Below are 17274 nucleotides of genomic sequence, written 5' to 3'. Positions count from 1 at the left end.
AATTTTAAACGATAGAGGATGATAATAGATTGAATAATCACAGTAAAACACCTGCCTGTATATATACGTATGCATTTCGTGAGGAGGAGCGTGCTTTATGTTACTTGGAAATGCGCTCGTTCTTTGGAATGGAGTCCCACGTTAATATTTTAAAAAGTGATGTCAAAATTGACCCGAGTAGAAGTGCGTTTATTAAAGAGCGAATTGAAGTTATGTATGAAGGGGACGACTTAGAAAGCATTTTAAAACAAGTGGAACAAATTGATTTGGCGGGAGCGACGTTCAAAGTCATCTTCGTTAAAATTAATGACCTTGTTGGAGAGAATAAAATTGAATATGGAGAAAGACGTCTTATTGAAAGAGACCTCGGCATGCATATTGAAGGAGAAGCGGATGTTCGTAATCCAGAGCGTGTATTCGGGATTGTTCCTCTTGGAGGACGCTGGTACTTCGGGCACTATGTAGAAAGCGAACCAGTTTGGTATCATCACATAAAAAAACCGCATAGTTATTCGACATCTCTTAGCACACGTGTTGCGAGATCAGTTGCAAATATCGCTGTACCAAATCCAGAGGGAGTACGAGCAATTGACCCGTGCTGCGGTATTGGAACAGTAGTAGTAGAAGCACTTTCTATGGGGATTAACATCGTTGGTAGAGATATAAATCCACTTGTAGTTCTTGGAACGAGAAAAAACATCGCACATTTCGGATTTGAAGGAACAGTAACAAAAGGGCCGATCGAGGAAATTACTGAGAACTACGACGTTGCCATTATCGATATGCCATACGACTTATTTACGCATGCCACACCAGAAGATCAACTATCAATTCTCTCAAGTGCACGCCGCATCGCGAAAAAAGTAGTCGTTGTCACGATGGAAACAATGGACGACATGATCCATGAAGCAGGATTCGAAATTACAGATCGCTGTATTACAAGAAAAGGATCATTTACTAGACAGATTCTTGTTTGTGAATAAGAAAGAAAGGTCACCCGTTTGGGTGACCTTTTTTGTTTGTATTGATGTGTAATCGGTTGGTGGTTTAGGTAGATGAATTAGCGAAATTTGTCGGTAAGTCGATATTACATGTCGAATCGCCGATATATTGTGTTGAATCGCTGATATATTCCGAGAATCGCCGATATCGTTACATTAGAATGTTACTGTTCTTTTAATTTCTCTTGTTGTGCAAGTAGTAAATTGCGCAAGATGTGCCCGCGGTAACTTTCTAGTTTTCGTCCTTCATGATAGCGTACGCCTAATTTTTTTAGTTCAGCTACGTACCAGCCCTTTGTTCCGTAATACATTGGATCACTTCCTTTTTGCTTTTGAACAGTATATGTTGGGGGTGGAAGTAACTTTCCAGTGAAAATAATAAGACTGGTTGTATCAAGGGGCTCCATAACATAGCCTCTGGACAGTGTATAAAAAAATAGACAGTAATGTATGCTTTTTTAAACAATGTATACAAATTTATATCCTATGCGTTGGCATGATATTTGCAATAAAAAGAGTATCAACATATAGGGGAGAGATAGAAATGAAGGTTAGTAAAGTGTACACAACAATTGATGCTCACGTAGCTGGGGAACCGCTTCGAATTATTACGGGCGGCGTGCCGGAAATAAAAGGAGACACGCAGCTAGAAAGACGTGCGTACTGCATGGAACATTTGGATCATCTTCGCGAAGTTCTTATGTATGAACCGAGAGGACATCACGGCATGTACGGTTGTATCATTACTCCGCCTGCGAGTGCTCACGCTGATTTTGGCGTATTATTTATGCACAACGAAGGATGGAGTACGATGTGTGGTCATGGCATTATTGCTGTTATTACAGTCGGAATTGAAACAGGCATGTTTGAAGTGACAGGTGAGAAACAACAGTTCATTATTGATAGCCCTGCTGGGGAAGTCATTGCGTATGCAACATATAACGGGAGCGAAGTAGAGTCCGTATCATTTGAAAATGTTCCTTCCTTTGTATACAAAAAAGACGTTCCTATTAAAATAGATAACTATGAATTTCAAGTAGATATCGCGTTTGGCGGAGCTTTTTATGCGGTAGTAGACTGTAAAGAATTTGGCTTGAAAGTCGATTTCAAAGACTTATCTGCTATTCAAGCGTGGGGCGGTAAAATTAAGCACTACATCGAGAGCAAAATGGAAGTGAAGCATCCACTTGAAGAAGGATTAAAAGGGATATACGGCGTTATTTTCTCAGATGAACCGAAAGGAGAAGACGCAACTTTACGAAATGTAACAATCTTTGCTGATGGGCAAGTAGATCGTTCTCCTTGCGGTACAGGAACTTCCGCAAGAATCGCAACTCTTTTTGAAAAAGATGCTTTACAAAAGGGAGAAATTTTCGTCCATGAATGCATTACTGACGGGAAATTCGAGGGGGAAGTATTGTCGGTAACCGCAGTAGATACATATGAAGCTGTCGTTCCAAAAGTAACGGGGCATGCCTTTATTACAGGATTTCATCAGTTCGTTGTAGACCCGAGAGATGATTTGAACCGTGGATTTTTGTTAGGATAGAAGGAGGGGGTGGAAAGATATGTTAGTCATAAGCGCGAACGAACAAAGAAACTTAGTAAATATGAATGAAGTTATTGAATACGCGGCGCTTGCTTTAAAAGAATTTTCCGCAGAAAGAACGATTACACCAATAAGGGGCTCATTACCATTTGCGAACGAGCGAAATACGGCATTAATTATGCCTTCAGTAGCGGAAGGGCTTGAGGCACTTGGCTTAAAAGTAGTAACGGTAGTCCCGCAAAATAAACAGATAGGAAAGAAAACGATCAACGGGATTGTGATGCTATCAGACTTTCAAACGGGAGAACCGCTCGCACTTTTAGAAGGATCGTACTTAACGATGATTCGAACAGGCGCCTTATCAGGAGTAGCGACAAAATATTTAGCTCGTCATAACGCAAAAACTTTATGCATTATCGGCACGGGTGAACAAGCGAAAGGTATTGCTGAAGCAATATTTGCGGTTAGAGATATCGAAAAAGTCATCTTATACAATCGCACAGAAGAAAAGGCGTATGCATTTGCGGAATATATACAAGAGAGATTCAACAAACCTGCATATGTTCACACAAATGCAAATGAAGCAATAAGCGAAGCAGACATCATCGTCACAACTACGAACGCATCCACACCAGTCTTCTCAGAAAAACTACAAAAAGGCGTGCACATAAACGCCGTCGGCTCATTCAAACCGAACATGCAAGAACTACCATCCCATGCCATCGCGGGAGCAAACAAAGTAGTAGTCGAATCAAAAGAAGCAGCACTAGACGAAACAGGAGACCTTCAAGTTCCGATAAAAGAAGGTCTATTCAAAGCAAACGCCATTCACGCTGAACTTGGTCAAATTATAAGTGGAGAAAAAGCTGGACGCGAAAATAATGAAGAGATTACTATTTTCAAATCAGTTGGTTTGGCAGTAGTAGATATTATTGTTGCAAAGTATTTGTATGAGAAAGCGGTGGAGTGCGGGATTGGGAATAGGATTGAGTTTTGAGGGACTGCCTTTTGGTGGTCTTTTTTGTTGATGTGGATGTGCTAGTATTTATAATTGAATCCTTTTAATATTATGTTGCAATGTATGAATTCTGTGCGGACATCAAATCATTCATTCAATTGGTATATGAAAAAAGTTGCCCCTCTAATTATTAGAGGGGCAACTTTTTACCATTCTCGCCATTCTTCTGTTATATCTTCCTCGGATTCTAAGCCAGCTATTCGTGCTGCTGTATCGATAAATTCATAGAGATCTTCTCTTTCCATTGTTTCAATAAAATAGTCATGTTCGTCATTTAATTCATTTATGTTAAGAACAACCTCTTTAACAACATGCATTATTTCAATTTCAGTTGGATTTTTTCCCAATTTCTCTAAATTATTTATGTAAGTATCAAGAACTTTATTTGTTGCACTTATATTTTCTTCAGTGAAAAATTCCCCATCTTCATCATTCTCAATCCATTGGGTTGTTGGTTTGTTTTTTTTCAGTTCATCAAATGTCATGATAACCTCCTAAATGTGTTTTTTGTCTTTAATCCCATTCTACATTTTCGGTCATATATAACAATCATTTTAGAGTTTTTTTGTAAGCTACTAGTTTTTTAACTCATTTTACGAGGTAACCTATTCGTGGTCTTCTTTTTTAATCCTCCTTATAAATATATTTTATGGCAAGAATGTATTAGTAGATTTCAAACTTTCCACATTTACAAAAAAGTTTAACTTTACATACAGGTAGTGGTAATTTAAAACTTATAAGAAAACTCGGGATTGATTCCGAGTTTTCTTATGGGTATAACTAGTTTGAGGGGGCCGAAAGATGAAACGGAAATTATTTGCATTACCATTTGTTCTAATACTACTTATTGCATTAGCGGCTTGTTCTGGGGAAAAAGATTCTTCGAAGCAAGCGGGCACTAGTAAATCAGGGACTCCGAAAGATGGAGGAGGGTTAACGATTGGTGTTAGCGATAATCCAGATACGATGAATCCGCTTTATGCGAATGATCGTGTGTCATTAACTGTGCAGCAGGCTTTATATGCGCCGCTATATCATATGGAAGACGGTAAGAAAAAGTTTGTTCTTGCTGAGAGCTTTACGCCTTCAGAAGATCAATTAACGTGGACATTGAAATTAAAAGATAATTTGAAATGGCATGATGGTAAGAAAATTACATCAGACGATATAGCATTTACATTCCAATCTATTTTGGATGAGAAGCAAAATAGCTCAAGTCGTGAAAACTTTATTTTTAAAGGAAAGCCGCTTGAGGTGAAAAAGGTAGATGAGTTAACAACTCAATTCGTTTTACCACAAGTAAGCGCATCTTTCGAAGGTGTAATGAATGATTTCTTCCCAATTCCGAAACATGTATTTGAAGGGGAAGCAGATTTAGCGAAGAGTAAGAAAAACTTACAGCCTGTAGGATCAGGGCCGTTTAAGTTTAAAGAGTATAAATCAGATGAGTATGTTGCATTAGATCGATTTGATGATTATGTAGGTGGGAAAGCTAAATTAGACTCTATCGTATACCGCGTTGTAAAAGACCGTAATACAGCAAATGTTTCACTGCAAAATGGTCAAATCAACATGAAAATGATTGAGCCGCAAGACTTTAAAAAACTAGATAGTACTGGGAACTTCTCAATGGTGACATTCCCTGAAGGTAGATTATTCTACTTATCTTATAACATGAATACAGATTTGATGAAGAAAAAAGAAGTGCGCCAAGCAATTGCGCATGCGTTAGATAAAAAAGAAATGATTAACTCAGCATTCGTTTCGGGTGAATTTGCAGAACCAGCAAATTCAATCTTAACGCCAGACGCTATGTATTATGCGAAAGATATTAAAGGCTATAAGTATGATAAAAAAGAAGCGAAAGATTTATTAGCAAAAGCTGGTGTGAAAGATAAAGAAAAAGTACGTGTGATGTATGTAACGAATAATAAAATTATGGAAAGCTTAGCGCTTTATACACAACAAAAATTAAAAGAAGTTGGCTTAGAAGTTGAACTAAATGCATTAGATGCTAGTGCGGCAAGTGAAAAAGGCTTAGATAAAGAGAATAAAGAATATGACATTACATTTGGTGGTTACATAATGGGACCTGAGCCAGATTCATATAAAAGCCTATTCTTAAGTAATGCTGAATACAACTATGCACGATATAAAAACGCTGATTTCGATAAGTTATGGGAAGAAGCTGCAGTTGAAACGGATAAAACAAAACGTGCAGAGCTATACCATAAAATTCAAGAAACAGCTAGAGAAGATGTACCTTATCTACCAATTGCGTATCCGAAAGCAGTTATTGCAGTAGATAAAAAGTTTGATGGATTAAAAGAAGCGAAAGCAATTCCTGTCACAATGTTTGAAGATCTATCTAAGATTTATGAAGTGAAATAAGAAACAATAAAGAAGCTGGTGGAAATCAGCTTCTTTAGCTTGAGGGGGGAAGTTTGTGTATAAAGTAATTGCGAAGAGGCTTTTAAATGCAATTCCGCTTTTATTTGTTATTTCTATTATTTCTTTTCTATTAATAAAGCTAGCGCCGGGGGATCCTGTTCGAAACTTTGTAACGCCAAATATGAGTCCAATTGATGTGGAGCGTATTCGTAAAAGTTTAGGACTAGATCAACCAATTTACGTGCAGTATTTTTTATGGTTAAAAAACATTTTAACAGGGAACTTTGGTTATTCACTTCAAAATCATCGTCCTGTTTTAGATCTTATCGCAGAAAGATTACCCGCAACAATTGGGTTAATGGGATCATCTTTACTCGTCTCATTCGTAATCGCAATACCACTTGGACTATTTACAGGTGTGAAAAAGAATTCGTTCTTTGACCGCATTGTAAACTTTATTTCATATGTTGGTATTTCTATGCCGGTTTTCTGGTTTGCACTACTATTAGTCTACTTATTCTCTTTAAAATTGAACCTACTTCCGAGTATGGGTATGCGCACCGTAGGTAAAGATTCTGTTTGGGATATTGTGCAACACGGCATTTTACCTTGTATGGTGCTAGCGTTCCAAAACGTATCTGTTTATATGAGATATATTCGTTCAAGTACGATTCAGCAATTAGAAGAAGAATATGTACAAATTCAATATGCGTACGGTGCTTCAAAGAAAACGGTGTTATTTAATCACGTACTTCGAAATGTATTAATACCGATCATTACAATTTTCGGATTATCGATTCCAAGTTTAGTAGGCGGAGCATTTATTACGGAAACAGTATTTTCATGGCCGGGTCTTGGTTCACTTGGGGTAAATGCTATTTTTAGATTTGATTATCCGATTATCATGGCAATTACATTACTATCATCATTCATGTTAATTCTCGGTAACTTAATTGCTGATATTTTATATGGCGTAGTAGATCCGCGCATTCGAATGAGGGGGTGATTTGGAATGAATAATAGGAGATTTCAAACGATAAAACATAGCTTTACGAAAAATAAGTTTGTTGCAATGGGAGTTATTATACTTGCGATTTTAACGGTCGCATCAATTTTCGCATTCGTATCGCCGTACGATCCTAGCAAAATGTCGATTCCAGATCGCTTACAAGAACCGAGTATGAGTCATCCTTTCGGAACGGATGATTACGGAAGAGATTACTTAACGAGAGCGTTATATGGCGGACGAGTTTCACTTGCGGTCGGTTTTCTTGCGATGGTTGTTTCTATTACAATCGGTACCGCAGTTGGAACAATTAGCGGATATTTTGGCGGAAAGTTAGACAACTTCTTAATGAGGGTTGTTGAAGTACTTATGTCAATTCCATCATTCTTTTTAATGCTACTATTAAATGCGTATTTAAAACCAGGAATTACGACGTTAGTTCTTATTATCGGATTACTAACATGGATGGACACCGCCCGTATTGTAAGGGCAGAAACGTTATCTGTAAAAGAGCGTGAGTACGTTTTATACGCAAAAGTATCAGGACAAAAATCACTTATGATTATTGTAAGACATATCATTCCTAACATTTTATCAACCATTATTATCGCTGCGACATTAACAATTGCGACATCGATTTTAATGGAATCATCACTTAGTTTCTTAGGTTTAGGTATTAGAGAACCAGATTCTTCTTGGGGCAGCATGCTAAACAATGCGCAAGGATATATTGGTGAAGCTTGGTATTTAACACTCTTCCCAGGATTCCTTATCCTTTTAACGGTACTTAGTTTTAACGTAATTGGTGAAGCATTGAAGAAAGCTTTCGCACCAAAAGGAGCCGGACATGAAAACTAAAGTGTTAAGTGAAGGGAGTGAGAAGCGTGTCTGAAAAACTACTAGAAGTGAAAAATTTAAAGACTTCTTTTTTCATAGAAAGTGGCGAAGTTGAAGCGGTTCGCGGCGTTACATTTCGCTTAAATAAAGGAGAAGTAGTCGGTATCGTTGGGGAATCTGGAAGCGGAAAGAGTGTAATGGCGAAGTCCGTTATGTCTCTCGTTACGTCACCAGGAAAAGTGAAAGAAGGGGAAATCCTTTTTCATAATGAAAACATACTTTCTAAATCTGAAAAAGAATTGCGTTCTATTAGAGGAAATCAAATTTCACTTATCTCTCAAGACCCAATGTCAGCGTTAAATCCGGTCGTGAAAATTGGGAAACAAATGATGGAAGTAATTATACGTCATCAAAAAGTGAAAAAGAAAGAAGCAGAGCAAATCGCGGTCAACTTGTTAAAACAAGTCGGTCTTTCTTCACCAGAAGAAAGGGTGAAACAATATCCGCATGAACTAAGCGGAGGTATGAAGCAGCGAGTTATGATCGCAATGGCGATGTCTTGTAACCCTGACCTTCTCATTGCGGACGAACCGACGACAGCACTTGATGTAACGATACAAGCACAAATACTAGATTTAATGAAAAACTTAAAAAACGAAACGAACATGGCGTTACTTCTTATTACGCATGACTTAGGAATAGTCGCACAAAACTGTACACGCGTTATCGTTATGTATGGCGGACTTATTATGGAAGAAGGACCTGTACTTGATATTTTCCAATCGCCGAATCATCCATATACGAAAGGGTTATTAAACTCTCTGCCGAAAATATCGAACGGCGTAAAAGAGAGACTCGCGCCAATTCAAGGTGTAACGCCAAACTTATTAAACCCGCCACAAGGTTGCCCATTCGCAGAGCGTTGCCCGCATGCGATGGACATTTGTGAAAAAGAACGTCCACCATATTTTGAAATCGGAAACGAAAGACGTTCCATGTGCTGGCTAAACGATAGGGCGGTAGGTGATTTTCATGCATGAAGAAAACTTAATTGAAGTTCGGAACTTAAAAAAATACTTTCCTATTAAAAAAGGACTATTCGGCAGAAAAACGGAGCAATTAAAAGCAGTCGATGACTTAAGTTTCACAATTAAAAAGGGTGAAACATTCGGATTAGTAGGAGAATCTGGCTGCGGAAAATCAACGACAGGAAGAAGCATCATTCGTTTACAAGATGTCACTTCAGGTAACGTTTTATTCGACGGAAAAGACATCGCAAGTTTAAAGGAAAGTGAACTAAAAGAATATCGAAAACGAATGCAAATCATTTTCCAAGATCCATACGCATCATTAAACCCAGCAATGAACGTATTCCAAATTATTAGCGAGCCAATGAACATTCACGGCTCTTACGAAAAAGAAGAACAAAAAGAAATCATATTAGACCTGCTCAAAAAGGTAGGCTTAAAAGAAGAACATTTATATCGCTACCCGCACGAATTTAGCGGGGGCCAGCGCCAGCGCATTAGCATCGCGCGCGCACTATCTGTAAAACCAGACTTTATCCTATGTGACGAACCAATCTCAGCACTCGATGTCTCAGTCCAAGCACAAGTCGTAAACATGCTGCAAGACATCCAAGAAGAAACTGGAGTCACATACTTATTCATCGCACATGACCTATCGATGGTAAGGCACATATCAGACCGCATCGGAGTCATGTACTTAGGAAACATAGTAGAAATTGCCGACAGTGAAGACCTATACACAAAACCGGCACATCCATACACACAAGCACTACTCTCATCCATGCCAGAACCAGATCCAACAAACATTGGCAAAGAACGGATTATCCTAGAGGGAGAAGTACCGAGCCCACTAAACACACCATCCGGCTGCAAATTCAGAACGCGCTGCAAATTCGCCACTGAAAAATGCGCACAGGAAGTACCGAAGATGGTTGAGATTGCGAAGGGGCATGAGGTGGCTTGTCATTTGTTTTAGAGGGAGAGCACTAGGGGGGACCTGGTGCTTTTTTCTTTTGTGTTGGGGTGTGGGATTGGTTGTAGATTAATGGTCAGCGACTGTCTATATTTGTATCTCCTATCATATAATTCCCTTTATTCTTTAACTATAATGCTGGGAAAGCACGTAAAGTAAGACAAAGTATTAAAAATCATCGTGATGAAGTGTATCGTATTGATGTATGTATTGTAGAAGATCCGATGGAAAGAGAAATTTACGAAACATATATGATTAACGAATTTCAAGCAAAGTATAATGTGGATAAAGTATTTTATAAATAACATCAACGTAAAACATGATCTTGGTACTACATCAAGATCATGTTTTTTATATGTAATAAAAACAATTGATTATTCTTAATCATTCGACAAGATGCAACAATTTAAGATCATATTTTTTGCTATGATAAGTAAGGAATTTACATATCGTGTTATTGGGGGATAAAAAGAGATGTTGAAAAAATTTACTACATGTATTTTAGGTGGCGCTTTAGTATTCAATTTATCTGGTTGCGGCAATACATCCGACAAAACTTCTTCAGAATCTAAAGAAACCAATTCTAAACAAGAAGAAAAGAAAGTGCAAACAACCGATGAGGCGAAAACGAAAGAAAATACAAAGCAGAAAAATACAGAACAAGCAAAAGAGAAATCAAAAATAAAAGAAAAAGAGTATGCTGTAAACAAGGATTTTCATACACCTAAATTTGATGTAACTGTAAAAAGAGTTGTAGAAAGAGATAAGGTTGGTAAAGAGAGTATAGGATTCCAAAAACCTGAAGATGGACATGTCTTTATTGTTGTAGAAGCAGAAGGGAAAAATATCACAAACGAACCGATGAAATTAGCCGTTTTACCATCAGTGGATTTAGTGGATGAAAATGATAATGCTTACCAAAGTGATGTGTTGGCAGCTAGTAGTTATGCGGTTGAAAAAGGCGAGACCTCTAGTATTACTAAGGGATTAAAACCAGGGGAGGTAATGAGAGAAAGTAAAGTTTACGTGATTAATAAAGAAAAATTTGATACAGGAAAGTGGTATGTAGTTGTTAACCATGAGTATAAGGAACAAATTAAATAGTGTTTATTTATGAAGAGGAGATGGCTCCTCTTTTTTTTACAAGTTAACACAGAATTTCTTTATAATGTAGAAATTTAATGTTTTCGAAAAAAAGAATTGACTTCTACATTAGTTGTAACTAAAATGGTTGCATAAAGATGTAATTAATTTAGTTACAACTAATATCTGCTAAAAATATGATTTATATATTTAATTAAGGATGGTGGTCCATACGTTGCCACCCGGTGTAGAAAGTTACTAACACATTCAAATCAATGCATATTCCAAGCTTTAGTATTTTCTGTTACGGGGCAATAAGGTGCAATGTTATCTTTTGTTAAAAACCTTGGTGGATCTTTCTTTGGAAATATTAGTTTTGGGGAAATATAGTAAGGTATCTAAAAAAGAACAAGGTATAAAAATATGTACTTATATAAACCAAAAATTTAGTTGAGCTGGATAATAAAAAAGGTAGGAGATTTAAATGGAGACGAAACAAGATAATCTTATTTACGTATGGGATGCATATTGTGGATGGTGCTATGGTTTTTCAGAAAGTATTAAAGGATTTTACAAAAACCACACTGAATTACCATTAACGGTTTTATGTGGAGGGTTATTTTTAGATAATTTACCAATGAAAAACTTCTCATATATAGAAGAAGGAAATAAAAGAATTAATCAACTTACAGGTGCTGAATTTGGTCCTTCATATCAAAAATTGGTGGAGGAAGGGACTTTTAAAATGAATTCGAAAGATGCTGCAATTGGCTTTTCAGCTTTACGCTCATTAGCGCCAGACCGTTTATTAGAATTCACTTCGGCTATGCAAAAAGCGTTTTATTATGAGGGCCAAAGTCTGAGTGATCCTGAAACATATCGCAAGATTGCAATCGAGCATGGTTTGGACCCTGAACAAGTGTTAGAACGTTTAAACGCTCAAGAAACAATAATAGATGTCCAAAATGATTTCAATAAAGTTCGACAGCTTGGTGTTAATAGCTATCCTTCATTACTTTTACAAAAGGATAATCAAATTATTCCTATTGGTGGTGGCGTAATGACGCCGGATAAAATTGAAGCGCGTTTTAAAAATTTATATTAAGAAAATTTAGGATATAGTAGCAAACATGTTATCTTAGGCCACCTGACATTGATCTCCGGAATATTCGCTAGTACTATTACACTTTCAGATAAATGGGAGTGGGAGATTTTATCGGAACAAGATAAAAATATGATAATTAGTTAATAACTTTAACAAAAGGAGAATAACATACTATGTTTAAAACAATCGATACAAATCAAAAAGATGTGAAATTAACGGTGTTTAGTTCGGACGAAAAAAGCTTTATGGTCACAGCAACATTAGTTGAGAAAGCAGGACATGCATTTTTAATAAACTCAAAATTTACTCAATCTGATTCGAAAGAAATTGTTGAGTATCTGAAAAAAAACAACTTATCTTTAGATAAAATCTTTATTATTCATGGGGATCCAGACTACTACTTTGGATTAGAGAGCATTAAAGCCGTTTACCCAGAAGCTATAGCGTATGCAACAGAGTCTACTGTTGAACATATCGTTCATTCTGTCTTAGGGAAATTAAAAGTTTGGAAAGACGCCCTTGGAGAAAATGCACCAAGTAACGTGGTATTACCTCAAGTATTTAAAGAAAAAGCGATTGATTTTCAGGGGTTAACATTTGAACTAGTAGGCTTAGATCATTACAGAACTAGCCTATTTAATAAAGAACTAAAAGTATTAATTGGTGGTATCGATGTATTTAACGAAATACATGTATTCTTAGCGGATACTAGCTCAAAAGCGGCTATGGAGGCATGGATTGAGAACTTGAAAGTATTACAAGCATTACATGCTGACATAATTGTGCCTAGCCATGGATCAATCGAAAAATCCCTAAATAATCAAGCACTTACTGCGACAATGGATTATCTAAGAACGGCGGTTCAAGCTTCTGAGGAAAGTGGAACTTCAAAAGATTTTGTGGCAAAACTTGAAGCAGCATATCCAGGCTATGCAAATAAAGGTGTATTAGAATTAAGTGCAAAAGTTGTAACAAAAGAAATGCCTTGGGGTTAATGATATGAATAAATATCAAAAACTATTACATGAAACGTATGTGTTAACTGGCGAAGGGAAATTGGATGCGTTCAAAACGTATTTAAGTGAAAATGTATCTTGGACAGAAGCTGCTGGGTTTCCATATGCAGGTACTTATATAGGTCCAGATGAAGTAGTGAAAAACGTACATGAACGTCTTGGCACAGAATGGGATGACTATAGCGCTAAAGATGAAATTTATGCTTTTAATAACAATACTGTTATCGTTTATGGAAAATATAGTGGAACATATAAAACTACAGGGAAGTCATTTGTAGCAGATTTTTGTCACCTTTATAAGTTTGATGAGAACGATAAGGTTAAGAAGTTTATTCAAATTGTGGACAGTGCAACTGTTAATGAGGTATTAAGTTAGAGTTAATCGTTTCTAATATGCCTTGTATAGGGGGAGGTTAGGATAAATGAAATTCCTAACATTATCCCTGACATTACATTTTGGGGAAGGTTTCTCCTTCTTCAAGCTTTTTATAGAAGAAAACTTATTTAAGTAGAAGAGGTAGGTATATATGAAATTAGAGAAAAATTTAATCATAACAATTATTTCTGTATTTATTTTAGGAGTAGTTTCGACTTTGGTATATCAAGCTTCCACCGGTAATAACAAAGGGAACTCAATAAAGAGCGAAAATGTCGCTTCTGTATCAAAAGAAGTAAAAGAAAATGAAAAGAATAAAAAGATGGTAGTTGATTTCTATAATGAAGTTTTTAACAAACATAATATCGATATTATCCCTAAATATGTTAGCGAAGATTATAAGCAACATAATCCTTTTGTTGCTGATGGACGAAAAGCCTTCATGGATTTCTTTAAGGAGGATTTTGTTAAAAATCCTAATTCCTCTGCAGAGATTAAACGTGTAGTAGCTGAAGGGGATACAGTTGCTCTTCATGTACACTCTCGTACTAATTCTCAAGATAAGGGAGTTGCTATAGTGGATATATTTCGTATCAAGGATGGAAAGATTGTCGAACACTGGGATGTAATTCAAGAGATTCCAAGTGAAGCAGCTAATGATAATACGATGTTTTAGATAGAAGATATATTTAATAATTGTTTAATTGATAGTGCTGTATAGAGTTTAGAAATTTAGATAATTAGTCATCAAATTTGGAAATCATTTAAAAATAGCATATTAAATGATGGCACAAATTAATACGAAATAGCTCTTTAATAAAAAATCCTACTCATTAAAAAATGAGTAGGATTTTTTATTAAAGAATAGTGCTAATTTTGTGGTTCGGCACCATCTAAATTTGGAAACCATGAAAGTATAGGTACTCTATATCCACGTAAAGTAAAATCGTAATTTTTTCCTTCTTTTATGTTTGCTTGCAGATCCACTGAATGAAACTTCATCATAAGAAGGCTATCCTCATTAGAAATAACTTTTTCGGTTCCATTTTTTTGCTCAACCTAGTACAATCTTACCAATTTAAAAAAGACCACCATTACTGGCAGTCCTTTTTTGGTAGTTTTAGAAATTAAATTATAACATATTAATATATGAATTATAAATATACTTTTACAAAAGATACTATAAGTTTTTTATAATTCTTGATTTCTCAATTTCCATTGCATACTGAATTTTCCTGTAAGTATTAATAACTACCATTAAAATTATCAATCCACTAGATTATTAGAAAAAACTGGTTATCTACATAATTGTTTGGTAAAATATAGATATAATTTAAGAGGGTAAAGTTAATATAGATCAACTAAGTAATGCTAAGAAAATGTTTTATTGCATAAAAAAGGCTCCATTGCTGGAGCACTCAAAATAAACAAACGAATTAAAACAAGAAACAGACAATTTAACTATATAGATAAAACATAAATAAATCTATATATATGTAAAAATGCATATAAAAACTCTATTTATTGATGCTATAATAGGTTTACTCGATGATTGTTATATTTTTTTATGGTTTTTAAGCAATAAATACCTTCTTAACACCAAGTGTACAAGAAAAGAAGACATCTTAAGTGATGTCTTCTTTTCTCAGGCTGTGGAGAAAGTCTTCTCCACAGCCTGTTTTTGTGTCTGAACCTCTTTTTATGTGTCAACACTGATAAAAAGAGGTAAAGGAGAGATTTTTTATGATGGGTGCTTTAAAAAATCATCGTGATAAACGTGTATCTGTTTCTGTAGAAGAGTTGGTTCCACAAGATCATTTCCTTCGTGCGATCGAAGCGACAATTAGTTTTGATTTTATTGAAGAGAAGTTACGCCCTTATTACTGTGAAAACAATGGACGTCCGTCAATCCATCCTATCGTTTTATTTAAAATGATGTTTATTGGATATTTTTACGGTATTCGTTCGGAGCGTCAATTGGAAAAAGAGATTAAAACGAATATCGCCTACCGTTGGTTTTTAGGGTTTTCTCTATCAGATACTATTCCAGATCATTCTACAATCAGTTGGAATCGTCGTACTCGCTTTATTCATACAAATATTTTCGAAGAAATTTTTGATGAGATCGTGAGGCAAGCGACAGAGCACCGGATGGTGGGAGGACGTGCGCTGATGACAGATTCTACGCACATTAAGGCCAATGCTAATAAAAATAAGTTTGTACATAAATATAAAAAAGAAAAGGCAAAGTTTTATATAGATGAACTAGAAGCTGCGGTAATTGAAGATCGTGAGGTACACGAAAAAAAGAATTAAAACCCAGAAAGGAAAGTGATACTCCCACTAAAAAAACTCGTATAAGTACTACGGATCCAGATAGTGGATTTTTAATGAGAGATGGAAAACCGAACGGTTTTCATTTCTTAGACCATCGTACGACTGATGCGAAGTACAATATTATTACAGATACTTATGTAACGGCTGGAAATATGGCAGATTCCGAGCCATATTTAGCGCGTCTACAAGCTCAAATTGATAAATTCGGATTTAAAGTGGAAGCTGTAGCTCTTGATGCAGGCTATTTTACAGGGTATATCTGTAAGAAATTATCGGAGAGAAATATATTTATGGTGATGGGGTATCGCCGATTTGGAAAACGAAATAAAGAAGTACCAAAAAGCCAATTTAAATATGTAGAAGAAATGAATGCATTTGCTTGTCCGGTGGGGTGTATTTTAGAGTATGCGACAACGGATCGTGAAGGATATCGTCACTATAAATCCAACCCAGAAGACTGCGCTGTTTGTCCGCTACGTGAGGTATGTTTTTCAAAGAAACAAAAACAAAAAGTTATCACTCATCATATATGGGAGAAATATAAGGATATCGCTAGAAAAAACAAACTAACAGTTACAGGGAAAAAGTTGTACAAAGTACGCTGTTCAACTATAGAGCGAAGCTTTGCGGACGCCAAAGAACTACATGGCTATCGATATGCTCGATTTCGGGGGCTGAAGTCTGTCCAAATGCAGGCTTATCTCACCGCAACTTGTCAAAACATGAAAAAAATAGCCCTCCATCTGACCAAAAAAGGTCTGGTGGAGGGCTATTTTTTTGAAACTCTATTATTTTATGTTGTTTTTATTCGCTAAAATCAAAATGATTCCAGAGTGTGGGGAACCCTAAAGGGTTTCCCAACACTCTGAGAAAAGAAGACATCTTAAGTGATGTCTTCTTTTCTTATATAATAACAACACAATAAAATTAAGATGGTTCAAGTGGGAGGAAGGCACCTTTGGGTATCTTTTCTTTGTCGAATTTGCCTAATAGGTGCAGCACCACATTGCTATCAAGTTAAAAATTTTTTCACCCAAAACAAAAAAACGAGCTGAATTCACATAAATAACTATGGAAGAAAACAAAAACTTAGGATTAAAGAACTTGTGATGTATGGCTATATTGGCTGTTTTTATTCAGAAGGATATATTAATCCTGAGTATACATTTGTATTTAATCATGAGGATATCGAAGAAATTATATTTGTAGGTTTTATAGATGAGGAGAAGAGGCATTTGTAGGATTGCTTAATTGAATATGATCTAGAAACAGATGATCTTCAAATTCCGATAAAACTAGCAATCTCCACGCCAAACTTGGACAAATCCTAAGCGGGGGAAAAACGGACGCGAAAATGATGAAGAGATTACTATTTTCAAATCAGTTGGTTTGGCTGTAGTAGATATTATCGTTGCGAATTATTTGTATGAGAAAGTAGTGGAGCGCGGGATGGGATTGAGTTTTGAGGGACTGCCTTTTGGTGGTCTTTTTTGCATAAAATCTTGTAAAGTAAGAAAAAGTTGAATATTAATATTCTAATATTCAATAGAAAGA

At 36.0% G+C, this 17274-nt stretch carries 18 protein-coding genes and 2 pseudogenes; 17 read left to right on the top strand and 3 right to left on the bottom strand.

From position 1 onward, the window contains the following. Positions 1-29 precede the first annotated feature (29 nt). Positions 30-983: a TRM11 family SAM-dependent methyltransferase gene (locus tag QCI79_RS08475; RefSeq protein ID WP_001059308.1), complete on the top strand. Its 954-nt coding sequence runs from the start codon at positions 30-32 to the stop codon at positions 981-983. A 182-nt stretch (positions 984-1165) separates the two neighbouring features. Here QCI79_RS08475 and QCI79_RS08470 read toward each other — a convergent pair whose 3' ends face one another. Next, positions 1166-1408 carry a YflJ family protein gene (locus QCI79_RS08470; protein WP_000433499.1) on the bottom strand — a complete coding sequence of 81 codons (243 nt, stop codon included), beginning with the start codon at positions 1406-1408 and terminating at the stop codon, positions 1166-1168. Between the two features lie 89 nt (positions 1409-1497). On the opposite strand from QCI79_RS08470, the gene QCI79_RS08465 reads away from it, so the two are divergent. Beyond that, positions 1498-2550: a proline racemase family protein gene (locus QCI79_RS08465; protein WP_003283354.1), complete on the top strand. Its 1053-nt coding sequence runs from the start codon at positions 1498-1500 to the stop codon at positions 2548-2550. Between the two features lie 19 nt (positions 2551-2569). Beyond that, entirely contained in the window at positions 2570-3547 is a 978-nt protein-coding gene (locus QCI79_RS08460) for an ornithine cyclodeaminase family protein (RefSeq protein WP_000960330.1), read from the top strand. 167 nt (positions 3548-3714) lie between these two features. On the opposite strand, the gene QCI79_RS08455 is transcribed toward QCI79_RS08460, so the two are convergent. After that, positions 3715-4053 (bottom strand): hypothetical protein, encoded by a 339-nt coding sequence (locus QCI79_RS08455; RefSeq protein ID WP_000141765.1) that lies wholly within the window; start codon positions 4051-4053, stop codon positions 3715-3717. A gap of 316 nt (positions 4054-4369) precedes the next feature. Here QCI79_RS08455 and QCI79_RS08450 point away from each other — a divergent pair, with 316 nt between their 5' ends. The 11 genes and pseudogenes from QCI79_RS08450 to QCI79_RS08400 all read left to right on the top strand — a co-directional run bounded on the left by QCI79_RS08450 (position 4370) and on the right by QCI79_RS08400 (position 14059). After that, positions 4370-5959, top strand: a complete 1590-nt coding sequence (locus QCI79_RS08450) for an ABC transporter substrate-binding protein (RefSeq protein WP_000823578.1) — start codon at positions 4370-4372, stop codon at positions 5957-5959. 55 nt (positions 5960-6014) lie between these two features. Beyond that, on the top strand, positions 6015-6965 hold the full coding sequence (locus tag QCI79_RS08445; RefSeq protein ID WP_000278771.1) for an ABC transporter permease: 951 nt from the start codon (positions 6015-6017) through the stop codon (positions 6963-6965). Between the two features lie 6 nt (positions 6966-6971). Beyond that, positions 6972-7823, top strand: coding sequence for an ABC transporter permease (locus tag QCI79_RS08440; protein WP_001065278.1), 852 nt, complete (start codon positions 6972-6974; stop codon positions 7821-7823). Between the two features lie 26 nt (positions 7824-7849). Then, entirely contained in the window at positions 7850-8842 is a 993-nt protein-coding gene (locus QCI79_RS08435; protein ID WP_001291152.1) for an ABC transporter ATP-binding protein, read from the top strand. Beyond that, the gene (locus QCI79_RS08430; RefSeq protein ID WP_000544155.1) at positions 8835-9806 is read left to right on the top strand and encodes an ABC transporter ATP-binding protein; all 972 of its coding nucleotides are present in this window, start codon (positions 8835-8837) and stop codon (positions 9804-9806) included. Before QCI79_RS08435 ends, QCI79_RS08430 begins: the two co-directional genes overlap by 8 nt. A gap of 116 nt (positions 9807-9922) precedes the next feature. Beyond that, positions 9923-10108: pseudogene (locus QCI79_RS08425) on the top strand (GIY-YIG nuclease family protein); the annotation flags it as partial. 169 nt (positions 10109-10277) lie between these two features. Continuing rightward, positions 10278-10907, top strand: coding sequence for a hypothetical protein (locus QCI79_RS08420; protein WP_000913401.1), 630 nt, complete (start codon positions 10278-10280; stop codon positions 10905-10907). Positions 10908-11370: 463 nt separating this feature from the next. Continuing rightward, positions 11371-11991 (top strand): DsbA family protein, encoded by a 621-nt coding sequence (locus QCI79_RS08415; protein WP_000448607.1) that lies wholly within the window; start codon positions 11371-11373, stop codon positions 11989-11991. A gap of 173 nt (positions 11992-12164) precedes the next feature. Then, positions 12165-12986, top strand: a complete 822-nt coding sequence (locus QCI79_RS08410) for an MBL fold metallo-hydrolase (protein WP_000477273.1) — start codon at positions 12165-12167, stop codon at positions 12984-12986. Positions 12987-12990: 4 nt separating this feature from the next. Beyond that, positions 12991-13383, top strand: coding sequence for a nuclear transport factor 2 family protein (locus QCI79_RS08405; protein WP_001046363.1), 393 nt, complete (start codon positions 12991-12993; stop codon positions 13381-13383). Between the two features lie 151 nt (positions 13384-13534). Further along, positions 13535-14059, top strand: coding sequence for a nuclear transport factor 2 family protein (locus QCI79_RS08400; RefSeq protein ID WP_000764192.1), 525 nt, complete (start codon positions 13535-13537; stop codon positions 14057-14059). 194 nt (positions 14060-14253) lie between these two features. Here QCI79_RS08400 and QCI79_RS08395 read toward each other — a convergent pair whose 3' ends face one another. Beyond that, positions 14254-14388: a hypothetical protein gene (locus QCI79_RS08395; protein ID WP_000975273.1), complete on the bottom strand. Its 135-nt coding sequence runs from the start codon at positions 14386-14388 to the stop codon at positions 14254-14256. A gap of 738 nt (positions 14389-15126) precedes the next feature. On the opposite strand from QCI79_RS08395, the gene QCI79_RS08390 reads away from it, so the two are divergent. The 3 genes and pseudogenes from QCI79_RS08390 to QCI79_RS08380 all read left to right on the top strand — a co-directional run bounded on the left by QCI79_RS08390 (position 15127) and on the right by QCI79_RS08380 (position 17244). Continuing rightward, positions 15127-16535 (top strand): IS1182 family transposase gene (locus tag QCI79_RS08390; RefSeq protein WP_209291804.1). Its coding sequence is split into 2 segments (ribosomal slippage): positions 15127-15685 and positions 15685-16535, totalling 1410 coding nucleotides; the frame shifts between segments, so codons are not numbered across the junction. A 255-nt stretch (positions 16536-16790) separates the two neighbouring features. Beyond that, a pseudogene (locus QCI79_RS08385) lies at positions 16791-16975 on the top strand (DUF4176 domain-containing protein); the annotation flags it as partial. A gap of 116 nt (positions 16976-17091) precedes the next feature. Then, the gene (locus QCI79_RS08380) at positions 17092-17244 is read left to right on the top strand and encodes an ornithine cyclodeaminase (RefSeq protein ID WP_229163620.1); all 153 of its coding nucleotides are present in this window, start codon (positions 17092-17094) and stop codon (positions 17242-17244) included. Positions 17245-17274: the final 30 nt, after the last annotated feature.

Origin of the sequence: Bacillus cereus group sp. MG1 (assembly GCF_040460035.1) — a bacterium.
GTDB classification, from domain to species: domain Bacteria; phylum Bacillota; class Bacilli; order Bacillales; family Bacillaceae_G; genus Bacillus_A; species Bacillus_A cereus.
This window is presented reverse-complemented; position numbering and strand designations above follow the sequence as displayed.

Coding starts and splice junctions, on each gene's coding strand:
- QCI79_RS08440 (WP_001065278.1), top strand. CDS start 6,972: ATGAATAATAGGAGATTTCAAACGATAAAACATAGCTTTACGAAAAAT.
- QCI79_RS08415 (WP_000448607.1), top strand. CDS start 11,371: ATGGAGACGAAACAAGATAATCTTATTTACGTATGGGATGCATATTGT.
- QCI79_RS08395 (WP_000975273.1), bottom strand. CDS start 14,388: ATGATGAAGTTTCATTCAGTGGATCTGCAAGCAAACATAAAAGAAGGA.
- QCI79_RS08405 (WP_001046363.1), top strand. CDS start 12,991: ATGAATAAATATCAAAAACTATTACATGAAACGTATGTGTTAACTGGC.
- QCI79_RS08400 (WP_000764192.1), top strand. CDS start 13,535: ATGAAATTAGAGAAAAATTTAATCATAACAATTATTTCTGTATTTATT.
- QCI79_RS08465 (WP_003283354.1), top strand. CDS start 1,498: ATGATATTTGCAATAAAAAGAGTATCAACATATAGGGGAGAGATAGAA.
- QCI79_RS08460 (WP_000960330.1), top strand. CDS start 2,570: ATGTTAGTCATAAGCGCGAACGAACAAAGAAACTTAGTAAATATGAAT.
- QCI79_RS08450 (WP_000823578.1), top strand. CDS start 4,370: ATGAAACGGAAATTATTTGCATTACCATTTGTTCTAATACTACTTATT.
- QCI79_RS08410 (WP_000477273.1), top strand. CDS start 12,165: ATGTTTAAAACAATCGATACAAATCAAAAAGATGTGAAATTAACGGTG.
- QCI79_RS08430 (WP_000544155.1), top strand. CDS start 8,835: ATGCATGAAGAAAACTTAATTGAAGTTCGGAACTTAAAAAAATACTTT.
- QCI79_RS08455 (WP_000141765.1), bottom strand. CDS start 4,053: ATGACATTTGATGAACTGAAAAAAAACAAACCAACAACCCAATGGATT.
- QCI79_RS08420 (WP_000913401.1), top strand. CDS start 10,278: ATGTTGAAAAAATTTACTACATGTATTTTAGGTGGCGCTTTAGTATTC.
- QCI79_RS08470 (WP_000433499.1), bottom strand. CDS start 1,408: ATGGAGCCCCTTGATACAACCAGTCTTATTATTTTCACTGGAAAGTTA.